9 protein-coding genes are annotated in these 12532 nt (G+C 48.2%); 6 read left to right on the forward strand and 3 right to left on the reverse strand.

Annotated features, from left to right (window positions below; translation table 11 throughout):
* The first annotated feature begins 4 nt into the window (after positions 1-4).
* Entirely contained in the window at positions 5-1141 is a 1137-nt protein-coding gene (locus B5Z18_RS06250) for a serine hydrolase domain-containing protein (RefSeq protein ID WP_079468517.1), read from the forward strand.
* Here the strand turns inward: B5Z18_RS06250 and B5Z18_RS06255 are convergent.
* The gene (locus tag B5Z18_RS06255; RefSeq protein ID WP_079468518.1) at positions 1100-2218 is read right to left on the reverse strand and encodes a redoxin family protein; all 1119 of its coding nucleotides are present in this window, start codon (positions 2216-2218) and stop codon (positions 1100-1102) included. The two genes, B5Z18_RS06250 and B5Z18_RS06255, sit on opposite strands and share 42 nt — an antisense overlap.
* Positions 2219-2339: 121 nt before the next feature.
* Positions 2340-4175, reverse strand: a complete 1836-nt coding sequence (locus B5Z18_RS32670) for a glycosyl hydrolase family 18 protein (protein WP_200817207.1) — start codon at positions 4173-4175, stop codon at positions 2340-2342.
* A gap of 291 nt (positions 4176-4466) precedes the next feature.
* Between B5Z18_RS32670 and B5Z18_RS06265 the strand changes: the two genes are divergently transcribed.
* Entirely contained in the window at positions 4467-5732 is a 1266-nt protein-coding gene (locus B5Z18_RS06265) for a glycoside hydrolase family 99 protein (RefSeq protein WP_079468519.1), read from the forward strand.
* 80 nt (positions 5733-5812) lie between these two features.
* Here the strand turns inward: B5Z18_RS06265 and B5Z18_RS06270 are convergent, their stop codons facing one another.
* Positions 5813-6181, reverse strand: coding sequence for a hypothetical protein (locus tag B5Z18_RS06270; RefSeq protein WP_143313507.1), 369 nt, complete (start codon positions 6179-6181; stop codon positions 5813-5815).
* A 279-nt stretch (positions 6182-6460) separates the two neighbouring features.
* On the opposite strand from B5Z18_RS06270, the gene B5Z18_RS06275 reads away from it, so the two are divergent.
* From B5Z18_RS06275 to B5Z18_RS06290, 4 genes are read left to right on the forward strand one after another with little or no spacing between them, the layout of a single operon-like run.
* Positions 6461-7132, forward strand: a complete 672-nt coding sequence (locus B5Z18_RS06275; RefSeq protein ID WP_079468521.1) for a response regulator transcription factor — start codon at positions 6461-6463, stop codon at positions 7130-7132.
* A gap of 24 nt (positions 7133-7156) precedes the next feature.
* Positions 7157-8419, forward strand: a complete 1263-nt coding sequence (locus tag B5Z18_RS06280) for a sensor histidine kinase (protein ID WP_079468522.1) — start codon at positions 7157-7159, stop codon at positions 8417-8419.
* 57 nt (positions 8420-8476) lie between these two features.
* A complete protein-coding gene (locus B5Z18_RS06285) occupies positions 8477-10471 on the forward strand; it encodes a TonB-dependent receptor plug domain-containing protein (protein WP_079468523.1) in 1995 nt (664 codons plus the stop codon).
* A 56-nt stretch (positions 10472-10527) separates the two neighbouring features.
* Entirely contained in the window at positions 10528-12477 is a 1950-nt protein-coding gene (locus B5Z18_RS06290; protein ID WP_079468524.1) for an LTA synthase family protein, read from the forward strand.
* The last annotated feature ends 55 nt before the right edge of the window (positions 12478-12532 follow it).

A 12532-nucleotide genomic window follows, 5' to 3' on the forward strand; every position in this document is an offset into this window, starting at 1 on the left:
TTTTATGAGATATACCCGTTTACTGCTCTTATGCCTGCTGGCAGTTAACATCACTACCGCACAATCCCTGCCGCAGATAGACAGCACCGTACATGCTTTCATGGATCGCTACCACGTACCGGGAATGGCCATCGCAGTAACGTACAAAGGTAAACTTGTATATACCGGCAACTATGGCTATGCAGATACCAGCCAACATATTCCCGTAAATACCCAGCATCTGTTCCGCATTGCCAGCGTATCCAAGTGTATAACGGCCACGGCTATATTAAAATTAGTGGAAGCAAAAAAGTTATCGCTGAACGACCGGGTATTTGGCCCCAACGCTATATTGGGTACCCTTTATGGCACACCACCCTACCGGGAAGATCTGAAAAAGATCACCATCCGGCAACTGCTTGAACATACCTCCGGTGGCTGGACCAACAACGGCGCCGATCCTATGTTCAGCCATCCGCATATGAACGCCGGCCAACTGATTTCATGGACAATCGATCATCAGCCATTGGATAATATTCCCGGAACAGTTTACGCCTATTCTAATTTTGGATATTGTATTCTCGGACGCGTAATTGAAAAAGTATCCGGTATGCCGTATGAAGATTATGTAAAAAAAGCAGTGCTGCTCCCCTGTGGCATCACTGATATGCAGATAGGCGGCAACACCCTGGCCCAACAAAAACCACATGAAGTAGTGTACTATGGCCAACATGGCGAACAACCTTATATCTATAACATTACCCGCATGGATGCACATGGAGGATGGATAGCCAGCGCCACCGACCTCGCCCGCCTGCTGGTTTACGTAGATGGGTTCCCGTTACCCCCTGATATACTGAATGCAAAATCTGTCACGGCTATGACTACCGGCTCGGAAGCGAATCCGGGTTATGCCCTGGGATGGGCGGTGAATCCCTATCACAACTGGTGGCACTCCGGTTCCCTGCCCGGCACGGCCAGCGAAATAATACGCGCCCATAAAGGATTCAACTGGGTAATGTTGTGTAACACCCGCACCGACAGCAGCTTCTTCAACGACCTGGATGGGTTGCTGTGGAAAGCAGTAAATGATCCCACCACAAAGTGGCCGGACATCAATCTATTTATACATGGGACCGATCATGCGGTTATGAAAAATTAATTTCCGGAGCGCCACCGGGTCTATTTCTCCCTGTTGCGCATATACGATTTTTCCACCCGGCTCCACTAAAATAGTATACGGCAATGCGCCCTGCCATTTAGGATCCACGGCTTCAATCAACTCATACTTGTCTTTCCCGGTGAAAAGATAATTCTTCCCGGACGAATGCTTCTTCTGTAAAAACTGTAATACTTTATCTTTCTTCTCCGGTTCATCTGCACTAACACTTACAAACTCAAAATCACGCTCACTGAATGTTTTAGCCAGTATAATAAACTCCGGGAACTCTGCCACGCAAGGCACACACCAGGTAGCCCAGATATTAATCAACCGCAGATTGGCGGAAGTGTTTTTCAACAACTCCTTAATGCCGCCTACCAACACCGTGTCCAGCGTTACCGGCTCCTTTGCCCATGCCTGTGTTGCTTTTTCCACGCTGCCGCTTTTATCTTTCCATTTCACTGAACAACCAAATACTTTCGTAGTGGCCACCGGCACTTCCCGCTGGTGCAACAATGCTTCAATGGCATTCTGCGCATCCTTTGACCCGGGCTTCTTTGCAGGATTTTCCATGTCATCAATCCTTCCCTGGTAACGCAGCTTCCTGTCTTTATCAAAAATAAAAATATGCGGTGTGGCAACAGGCCCATATGCCCGTGAAACTATTTCACTGTCGCCGTCGTACAAATAAGGGAAGTTGAACTGTTTATCTTTTGCGCGCTGTTTCATATCGTCGAAAGAATCGCCCAGGTCGGTATATCCCAGCTCATCATAACGCAACCCCTCGGCGTTGTTGGGCATAATCGCCACCAGCTTTACTCCTTTGCCGGCATAATCGGAAGTGAGCTGCTTTATCCTGTCTTCATACGCCTGCGCAGTAGGACAATGATTACAGGTAAAAACCACCGCCAGTACCTTTGCGTCGGAAAAAGAGGACAGAGAATAATTTTTCCCGTCGGTAGCCGGCAGGGTAAAATCCGGTGCAGCCGCACCAATGGGCAATTGCTGCGCCTTTGAAAGCAACGGCAGCAGGAGGAAACAATACAGCATACTGCTGATAAGAAATTTCTTTTCCATTTTAGATGGTTTATTTTTCCTTGCTTGCGTACAGTATATTGGTCCATATTGCCGTAGGTCAACAGGTTCTTTTTCCGGGCGGGTGTTTGGCGGTATTTAAAGTTACTAAAAACTTCCACATTCATTTACCGGCTGCCCAGAAAACAGCGTTCTGAAACAGTTGCGTATATGCCGGGTTATTCAGCAACGCAGGGCAGTGCCCCATGAAAATATAGACGTTCCTCGCTTTATAATGTTCGTTGGTCCATACCACGGGGTGATCCCCCATCTTCCTGTTGGAAGCGGGCACATAGGAACTTTCATCCACGCTGGCCAGCACATGCACTTGCGGGCGTGGGCTTTTATCGTAGGTATACCATTCTTCTTTGTTAATAGTAAAGGGAGATGTAATGCCCTTCATCACCGGGTGGTTTTTATCTTCCACCGTTACCTTTCCATCGGCAAAATCTGGGATATAGTTGGTGAAACGGATGCCACCCATAAAGATGGAAAACCAGTTCCACATGGGGAATCCATCGAATTCACCGAGCAGGGTGGCATGGTGAAACCCGATCCAGCCACCACGGCCTTCATTGATATATCGCTCAAACGCCGCCGCTGCTGCAGGTTTCCAGCCATAAGGAGGATAGTCGAGCTGGATAAAAAGCTGGTATTGCTTTAAATAGTCATCGTTAATCGCATCCGTATTATTGATATAGGTAACTGCAAAATATTTCTTTGCAGCAACACTATCCAGCCACGCTTTAGCCGCTTTTGAAAAAGCCACGTGGTGGCCGCCACCTTCATACAGCACCAGCGCTGAAAACAAAGGCTTGCTGCGGTTAGGATATAAAGTAGCGTTGATCTCATCCAGCAGGTATTCTTTTTCGTCGGAAGAATATTCCCAGAACATGACGCCACCCATTTTATTCGCGGTCACATAGTTGCATTTATTTTGTACGGACCATTCATCATCGTAGGTGATGAATTCACGTGTGGCGGGGTTGAACAGGTAGGGCGCTTTGGCGCTTTCATCGCGGTAGGCATGAAAGCCGTTTTTATTAACAAGGCTATCCTTTGTAAACGTATAGCCTTTACCGAAAGACTGTGATACGATCTTCCCTCCCAGCCCGGTGCCGGTGCTGTCGGCCAGTTGGAAGCGACGACCATAAAAAGCAATGCCCATTACCAGCTTTTGCACAGGTACGCCGGCGGCCACATAGGCTTTCACCGCTTTATCGCCCGACAGCGCGCCGGGGTTATCGGCCGGTGTGAAGAGGTTGGTATGATGACCGGCATTTTTATCTGAATAAAAATCATAGGTCATCAGGTTGATATAATCCAGGTATCTGGCGGCCTTACCCATTTCCGATGTTTCCAGGAAAGCGGCAAAACCACCTACTGCCGTAGTGAGCAGCTTTTTCTGATGTGTTTCCTTTTGCAACTTATCCAGCTCCTTCCGCAGCGCGGCAAACATAAGGGTGAAGTTTTGTTTGTCTTCCGGACGGTATATATTGCCTTCTTCCCCCGCACGACCGGGATATTCCCAGTCGATATCCACGCCATCCAGTTTGTATTTACGGATAATATCCACGGCACTTACCGCAAAAGCTTTGCGCGAAGTATCCGTTAACACGGCGTCAGAGAAATTTTCACTCCATGCCCAGCCGCCGATAGAAATCAGGATCTTCAGCTCCGGGTTGATGGCTTTCAGTTCATTGATGCGACGCAGGTTTACCGTATCTGTTTTTTCGTTGGTCAGCACTGCGCGGTTGTGCTGCACATTTACAAAAGCGTAATTGATGTGCGTAAGCTTCCGCGGTGCAATCCCGTCTGTATTCACCAATCCCCTGAATCCGCCCACATAGCCAATGATCACCGGCTTAGCCTGTGCGGTGGATACCTGCGGAGTGGCGCTAAGTAAAACCGGGAGTAGCAGCATTAAAATGGATAGTAACCTGTTTCTTTTTTCGGGCATAAATATTTTGGTTGTATACGGGAAGATAATATTATTCTGCCGTGCAGTTACTGCATGAAGAGTAACAACACGTCCCATTCCTGAAAATTAATTGCTGAAATATGCCATTAATACGGCCAATTAATGCTTTGTTAACGCTTTTGTTAGGTCTCCCCGCTTTACTTGCACCTTATTCCGGCTACAAACCGGAATACACAACTAAGGTGAATGCAAAACCTTTGGAGAATCCGGGCAAGCCGGGTTCTCCTCTTTTTAAAAGCAAGTTCCACGTTAATAACAAACAGTATACATATGAAGCGTATTTTAACAGCTTTCCTCCTCCTGCTGAGCTTATCCGCCGCGGCACAATTGAAACACAGCAGGGAATCGCAGTACCCTACTTATCATGGCTTGGTGATGGCCGGCTACCAGGGATGGTTCCGGGCCGAAGGCGATGGCTCCGGCGCCCGGCGTTTTTCCTATGGCGATGAAACCCGCAGTGGAATAGATATGTGGCCCGATGTGAGTGAATATGAGAAAACATACGCCACTCCTTTTAAGCTCGCCAACGGACAGCCCGCCCGTTTCTTCAGTTCGTACGACAAAAGCACCGTGGACATTCACTTCAAATGGATGCAGCAGTATGGAGTGGACGGCGTTTTTATGCAACGTTTTTTTAATAATGCCAAACGCCACGACAGCGCCTCCTCTGTTGTGCTGAAAAATGCGTTTGCGGCGGCATCAAAATATAAAAGGGCTATTGCCGTGATGTACGACCTTTCCGGGTTAAGCGCTTCGGGAGAAGATTGTTCCGCTATTATTGAAGATTGGAAATACCTGGTAGATCAGCTGAAAGTAACCAACCAGCCCGGCGCCAAAACTTACCTGCAGCAAAATGGCAAACCCGTAGTGGCTATCTGGGGGATCGGTTTTCCTGATCGCCCCTATAACCTCCGGAATATTGGGCTCGAAAGGCTCATCGATTTTCTCAAAAATGATCCTGTTTATGGCGGCTGCGCCGTGATGCTGGGCGTACCCACGGCCTGGCGCTCCTTGAACGCCGACTGCCTGCCCGATCCTTACCTGCATACCATCATTAAACAGGCGGACATTGTGCTGCCCTGGACCGTACAACGGTATTCCCCGCTGCTGCACAACGATATGGACCGCTACCGCGATAACCTTATCGACGACCTGGCCTGGTGCCGCGCCAATCACCTGGAATATGTGCCCTGCATCTATCCCGGCTTCAGCTGGCATAACCTCAGTCGCTATGAATTCCCGGACGACGTAAAACCAGTGGGCTCCATTCCCCGCCAGGGTGGACGGTTTTACTGGCAGCAGATTTCCACCGCACTCACCGCCGGCGCCACTATGCTGTATGTAGCCATGTTTGATGAAGTAAATGAAGCCACGGCTATTTTTAAGGGAAGCGACCAGCCACCAGTGAGCGCCACCACACCGTTTATTAATTTAGATGGGAAGCCCTCAGATCATTATCTCTGGCTTACCGGGGAAGCCGCCAGAATGTTGCGTAATGAAAAACCACTGACGGTAAAGATGCCCGAAAGAAAATAACATCAGAAATAGTTAAAATAATACGTCCAGGCAACGGACCGTTACCTGGACGTATTATTTTAAAGGTGTACAAAGTACGCTTATTTTACTACCTGCATGGCCAGGTGTTTTCCTTTGGTCATGAGATAAACGCCTCCGAAATAGGAAGCAATTCCCACGGTGATGAAAACCACCACCATCCATATAATTCTGCGCTTGTTTCCTTTCTTTCTCTCGTTCCGGTCCAGCACTATCTGCTCCACTTCGAGCCACCTTCTGCCAGGATCACCACCTGTATAACGTTCTGTGAGCCTGCCCGTTCTTATCAGCTGTTGATACATGGCCGCAACTGATTTGGCATTAGGGATATTATCCATCAATGCGCACAATTCCCTCGTATCATCATCTGATGCCTTTCGCTGTGTGATGGCTGCTTCCGGTAACTTTTTCAGTAATAGCCTATCTGCCATCATTTTAAAATAAGTACTCATAAGAATGCCTGAATGAATGGTTTGATATCGGTATTGTATCTACGAGATACAGGAGTACATAGTTTTCATTCCGGCCAAAAAATGATGAAAAATAAGGACGGGGATTTTTCTCCCCAGCCCCTGATATTTCCGGTTTTCATAATATGGATACCTAACCATAAAGGCAGTCAAAACCCACCACTGCAACGTTTCCAACAGGCATACCATCTCAAACCACTGCTACAGAATTCCTTTAGGAATTATCCCTACTTTTAGCCCATGAAAGTGCTGATTATAGAAGATGAACCAGCTCTCCGGGCAAGCATACAGGAATACCTGGAACACCAGGGCTATATTTGTGAACTGGCTGCAGATTTTCCACAGGCCATTGACAAGGTCAATGAATTTGACTACGACTGCATAGTGGCAGACATCGGCCTGCCAAAAGGCAATGGCCTCGATGTTGTAAAAGAGCTGAAACTGCTGGAATCCAGGGCCGGTATCATTATCATTTCTGCCAAAGACTCACTGGAAGACAAATTGAGCGGCCTAGAACTCGGTGCAGATGATTATCTCACCAAACCATTTCACCTTTCAGAACTCAATGCCCGGATAAATGCCATTTTACGCCGGAAAAACTTTGATGGTAATACTACTGTCAACTTCAGCGAAATCACAATAAAACCCGCCTCCAAAACGGTGCTGGTACATAATAAACCGATTACCCTCACCGGGAAAGAATACCAGCTGCTGCTGTATTTCATTGCCAACCAACACCGGGTAGTCACCAAATCCGCACTGGCAGGCCACCTCTGGGGCGATGAATACGACCAGGCCGGCTCCTATGATTTTATTTATACCCACATTAAAAATCTCCGGAAAAAAATGCTGGAAGCCGGTGGCGAAGATTATATCAAAACAGTATACGGAACCGGTTACCGTTTCGGATAACATCTACTAAAAAACAGCGCGCACATGAAACTGCTGACAAAAACAACCCTGTACTTTTTATTGATCATGCTACCTGTTTTTACAGCAGGCGCTTTTTACCTGTACGCAAAATTCAATACGGAGATAAAATATGAAACAGATGAAGAACTGGTGAATGACAAGCTCCAGTGGATGCGGTACCTCGATACCGCCAGTGTGAACAACCCTGTTTTCAGTATTAAAACGCCGGAATTTAACCTGCATCCCACTACAAATCCGGTGCAATCAAAACATAACCTGAAAGGCGTAAACATTTACCAGGAACCGGAAAACACCTATGCCCCCTTCCGGCAACTAACCCAGGTAATCCGTGTGAATAATAAAAATTATGAACTGGTACTCCGTAAATCGCTGATAGAAAAAGATGACCTGGTAAATAACATTATCCATGTAATGCTGGTGGCCTTTGGCGGCCTGCTCCTGTTTGTATTGCTTTCCAACTGGCTGATCAGCAAAAGTGTATGGAAACCATTTTACCGGTCGCTCGACAAAATACAACAGCTGCAACTGAACAAACTGGAAAGCATCGTTTTTGAACATACCGCCACGCTTGAATTTAACAGGTTGAATACCGCCCTCAGCGCCATGACTACCCGCATTCACGGGGATTATACCAGTATGAAAGAATTAACGGAAGATGCAGCCCATGAAATGCAAACACCCCTCGCTATTGCCCAGAGCAAACTGGAATTATTGCTGCAGGACGACACCCTCTCGGAAACACAACAGAACAGCATCCTCGCCGGTTATGATGAGCTGCAACGCCTGTCGCGCCTCAATCACAACCTGTTACTGCTGGCTAAAATAGAAAACCAGCAGTACCCGGTAACGGAACAGCCGGACCTTTGCACCGTTGTTGAAAAATACCTGCTGCTTTTTGAGGAGCTTATCAAAGAAAAAGAGCTGCATATTCATAAAGAAATAACCGCCACCGCGCCGTGGCCGCTGCATCCGGCACTCACCGATATACTGGTCAGCAACCTGCTCGGGAATGCTATTAAATACAATTATCCACAAGGTAATATCTCCATCCGGTTAACATCCGACACTTTTACCATTTCCAATACCAGCCATCTACCCGAAATACCCGCCAATGTGTTGTTTCAGCGCTTTAAAAAACACAACAACGGCTACACCAATTCCAATGGCCTGGGACTGGCCATCGTTAAAAAAATGGCAGACTCCTATCATTTTCATCTTACCTATTATTATACAAACGGCCAGCATACCTTCAAGATAACCCTATAGCCTACCGTTCAGATTTGCTCCAGATTCAGTGTTTTTCTTTGCCATATAAAGGAGCATATGAAACACATAGTACTGGCTGTCATTTTATTGAGCACGGTGGAAATTGTAACCGCACAAAATCGTGTGCCCGTTCCCGTTAAAGACACTACACAGCAACCGCTTAAAGATACCACCATCAGCAAAGTATCGGACCTGGAAGAAGTAGTAATTTCTTCCACCCGGAATAACCGCCGTATCGAAGACCTCCCCATGAAAGTAGAAGTACTGGGAAAAGAAGATATGATGGAAGAAAGCGGCATAAAACCCGGTAACGTGACCAGTATCCTCGGCGACCTGTCGGTAATCCATATTCAAAACACCTCCGCGGTGAGCGGTAACAACGCCATCCGCATGCAGGGGCTGGATGGTAAATACACCCAGCTGCTTCGTGATGGCGTGCCTGTTTACGAAGGGCTGAGCGGCAATTTCGGCGTACTGTCCATTCCGCCGCTGGATCTTAAACAGGTGGAAATTATAAAAGGATCTGTTTCCACACTCTTTGGCGGTGGCGCTATTGCCGGTATTATCAACTTCATCGCCAAAACGCCCGGCAGCAAACCCGAACTAACGGTGCTGGTTAATCGTAGTACGCTGAAAGAAACCAATGTGAACGCGTACTACGCAGAAAAATACGGCAAAACCGGCATGACTCTTTTTGCCGGCGTTACTACTCAAAACGCCACCGACGTAAATAAAGATGGCTTCAGCGATGTACCACGCCTGCGCCAATACCTGCTCCACCCCCGCTTCTTCTGGTACATCAATCCCCAAACCACTTTCGTGGCGGGTTATACCGGCACCATCGAAAAGCGCGAAGGCGGCGATATGCAGGTGCTGGATCATGCTGCCGGCGGCATCCATCAGTATACAGAAGTCAATAACAGCGAAAGACACAGCGCAGAGCTGCAGTTTACCCGGAAAAACCTGGCCGGCGGCACATTGTCTGTGAAAGGAGCCGGGAGCTTCTTTCACCTGGAAAATAACGTGGAAACATTTGCACTGCTGGGAAATCAAACCAGTACCTACGCGGAGGCTGCCTATCATAAAACTGCCGGCCGCCACGACTGGGTAGCCGGCATCAACAACACCGGCGAAATATATCACCGCGCCAAAGGCGACAGCACGTTGCTGGGCAACTACCAGTACAACACGGTGGGCGCTTTTGTACAGGATGGCCTCCGGATCACGGATCAGCTGATGGCAGAAGCCGGACTGCGTGCAGATCATCACAATAAGTTCGGCTGGTACATTTTACCACGACTGGCATTTGTGTACAAACCGGTGAGTGACCTGTCCATCCGCCTGAGCGCGGGTACCGGTTATAAATCGCCCGCTGTTTTCACCACCCAAACCCAAACCATCGGCTACCGGTACCTGCTGCCGCTCAGCGCAGGTATAAAATCCGAAAGAAGCCAGGGGATTAACTTTGACGGGAACTACCACACCATTTTTGGTAAGATAGACATGACCCTGAACCAGGCGTTCTACTACACCCATATCAAAGATCCCATCCTGCCGGTGCGGCAACCCGGTAACCAGGGGATGTACCTGCTGCAGAATATGCCTTATGCCGTAAACAGTCTCGGTACAGATACCTACCTCCGTTTTGAACTGGATCACCTGGAACTGTACCTGGGATATAATCATACCGTGTCCCGGTACAATGATCCCGCCCGTACCAACATAGCATTTGCACCACAGGATAAGTTTGCCGGCACGCTGGCGTACAGTATTGAAGGCAAGTGGCGCTTTGGCATTGAAAACAGCCGCGTAGGCCATCAGTACGACGATAACAATCAACAAACGCCCAACTACTGGTTCTGGGCAGCCATGATATCCCGGCAATTTGGAGAGCATGTTACCCTGGTACTCAACGGGGAGAACCTTTTTGATGCAAGACAGGGCAAGCATACACCCCTTTATACCGGTACTATTACACACCCGGAATTTGCACAATTATGGGGGCCTGTTGATGGAAGAATCATCAATATGTCATTGAAAGTTAATTTATAGTTAAATTTATTAGGAACGATGTACCTTCGCGGTCTTAATTTTCTATTCTATACACCATGAAATTTGTAAAAAACAGGTATTCGGTGCTCCTGGGCTTTGGCGCCGTACTCCTGATCCTGTCGTTCCTCGTTAGAACTGTCTTACTGGTATGGGCTTTCCCACAATCCGGGCTGCGCCTGTCCCATTTACCGGCTATTTATGGCAAAGGTCTTATTTACGATGCCGGGGTAGCCTTATTCTTTACCATCGCTTACGCGCTTTACCTGTTGCTGCTGCCACAACGGCTCAACAACACCCTGTTTAACCGGGTATTCACCTACACCGGTTTCTTCCTGGCCATGGTGATCCTCGTATTTTCCTTTTTTGCGGAGTTTACCTTCTGGGGAGAATATTCCGGCCGGTTTGATTTTATTGCGGTAGACTACCTCATTTACACGTATGAAGTAATCAGTAATATAAACCAGTCGTACCCATTGCCATTACTGATTGGCGGCGTATTATTATTCACCGCCCTTATTACCTGGGCTTTGGCGCGCAGGGGAGTTTTCCGGAACAGTTTCCAGTCGAACACGCCGTTCGGGAAACGGCTGCTCATCTTTGCAGTCCTGGCCGGCCTGATGTTCCTTCATATTTTCCTGATCAATAATACCTGGGCAGAAAAAAGCAAAAACCGGTATGCGCAGGAGTTATCCAAAGCGGGTGTGTATTCGTTTATATCTGCCTACCTGAACAATGAGCTGGCGTATGATAAATATTATTTGCTGGAAGATGATAACAGCGCCTTCAGCCGCCTGCGTACCCTGTTACAATCGCCCGACAGCCATTACCTGGCCGCCGGTAACACTATTTACAGGAGTATAACGGATACGGCTACACGTGTTACGCCCAACGTGATTATGGTCACCATTGAAAGCTTCAGCGCTGATTTCATGGACCGCTTTGGCAACACCGGGCATATCACCCCGGTACTGGACAGTATCGCCAAAGAAGGCATCCTGTTCACCAACATGTACGCTACCGGCACCCGCACCGTAAGAGGTATGGAAGCGCTGACACTGGCGGTACCGCCCACACCCGGACAAAGCATTGTTCGCCGGAAAAAGAATGAAAATCTCTTTTCTGTGGGGCAGTTGTTTGAGCAGCAAGGCTATGAGAGTACGTTCTTTTATGGCGGCGATGGCTACTTCGATAACATGAACAAATACTTTGGGAATAATGGCTATGATATCACCGACCGGCTCCGTCATAAACTGGTGGATGATCATATCACCACCACCCGCACCAACATCCCGGACAGCGCCGTACAGTTCGAAAATGCGTGGGGCGTATGCGATGAGGATATTTATGCCGCCGCTATTAAAAGCGCCGATCAGAAATATGCTGCCGGGAAACCGTTCTACGATTTTGTGATGACCACCTCCAACCACCGGCCATTCACCTATCCTTCCGGCAAAATAGACATCCCTTCCGGCAGCAGCCGCGAAGGCGCTGTAAAGTATACCGACTACGCCATCGGGCAGTTCCTGAAAAAGATCCGCACCAAACCCTGGTTTAAAAACACCGTGATCATTTTTGTAGCCGACCACTGCGCCAGCAGCGCCGGTAAAAATGAAATAGAAATCAGTAAATATCATATCCCCTGTATCCTGTACAATGTTCCGGGTGCAGCGCCGCAGGAAATCAGCACCATGTGCTCCCAGATAGATATTTACCCAACCCTGCTGGGTATGCTGCACTGGACTTACAACAGTAAGTTTTATGGCAAAAACGTGCTGGAGCCCGGGTACCAGCCCCGCGCAATGGTAAGCACCTATCAAAAGCTGGGCTACCTGGAGCCGGGTAAACTGCTCATCCTGAGTCCGCAGCAAAAAGCGCAATGCTTCAGCTGGAACAAAGAACGCAATGAACAACGCGCTACGGCGATGGACAGCACGCTCCTGAAAAACAGTATTGCCACCTATCAAACTGCCTATTCCCTGTTTAAGAACGGCGGTATGGCAAAATAACACATCCATCAGCGGAGAGAACGACTAAAAAACGTTCCCTCCGCTGGTGATAATA

The sequence above is a fragment of the Chitinophaga ginsengisegetis genome (assembly GCF_900168065.1).
Lineage (GTDB): Bacteria > Bacteroidota > Bacteroidia > Chitinophagales > Chitinophagaceae > Chitinophaga > Chitinophaga ginsengisegetis.

What these genes read in the sequence shown, in the direction of transcription:
- B5Z18_RS06250 (WP_079468517.1), top strand. Translation starts at nt 5, where the DNA reads ATGAGATATACCCGTTTACTGCTCTTATGCCTGCTGGCAGTTAACATC.
- B5Z18_RS06255 (WP_079468518.1), bottom strand. Translation starts at nt 2,218, where the DNA reads ATGGAAAAGAAATTTCTTATCAGCAGTATGCTGTATTGTTTCCTCCTG.
- B5Z18_RS32670 (WP_200817207.1), bottom strand. Translation starts at nt 4,175, where the DNA reads ATGCCCGAAAAAAGAAACAGGTTACTATCCATTTTAATGCTGCTACTC.
- B5Z18_RS06265 (WP_079468519.1), top strand. Translation starts at nt 4,467, where the DNA reads ATGAAGCGTATTTTAACAGCTTTCCTCCTCCTGCTGAGCTTATCCGCC.
- B5Z18_RS06270 (WP_143313507.1), bottom strand. Translation starts at nt 6,181, where the DNA reads ATGGCAGATAGGCTATTACTGAAAAAGTTACCGGAAGCAGCCATCACA.
- B5Z18_RS06275 (WP_079468521.1), top strand. Translation starts at nt 6,461, where the DNA reads ATGAAAGTGCTGATTATAGAAGATGAACCAGCTCTCCGGGCAAGCATA.
- B5Z18_RS06280 (WP_079468522.1), top strand. Translation starts at nt 7,157, where the DNA reads ATGAAACTGCTGACAAAAACAACCCTGTACTTTTTATTGATCATGCTA.
- B5Z18_RS06285 (WP_079468523.1), top strand. Translation starts at nt 8,477, where the DNA reads ATGAAACACATAGTACTGGCTGTCATTTTATTGAGCACGGTGGAAATT.
- B5Z18_RS06290 (WP_079468524.1), top strand. Translation starts at nt 10,528, where the DNA reads ATGAAATTTGTAAAAAACAGGTATTCGGTGCTCCTGGGCTTTGGCGCC.